The 225-nt window shown below is 64.9% G+C and carries 1 pseudogene; it reads right to left on the bottom strand.

The window, feature by feature from the left end:
• Window positions 1–196 (bottom strand): annotated as a pseudogene (locus tag EXE45_RS19205) (metalloprotease); the annotation flags it as partial.
• Between the last annotated feature and the right edge of the window lie 29 nt (window positions 197–225).

Genomic DNA, 225 nt, shown 5'->3' with positions numbered 1-225 from the left:
GCCCGAGGATCCACGGCGTGGTCCCGGTCGCGACCGCGGCCGTGTCGATGCCGAGCCCGGCGACCTCGTTCATCACCTCCGCGATGGTACTCACCTCTCCGCCGATGAGGTACGCGAACAGCGGCAAAACGAGCAAGAACGTCCAGTTGAGGCGGATCGGAATCCCGAACGCGCTCCCGACCTTGATTCCACGCATACCCTCGGGTTCGGTCGGTGGTCGGTTAA

This window comes from Halorubrum sp. SP9 (genome assembly GCF_005435015.1).
In the GTDB taxonomy this organism is placed as follows: Archaea; Halobacteriota; Halobacteria; order Halobacteriales; family Haloferacaceae; genus Halorubrum; species Halorubrum sodomense.
This window is presented reverse-complemented; position numbering and strand designations above follow the sequence as displayed.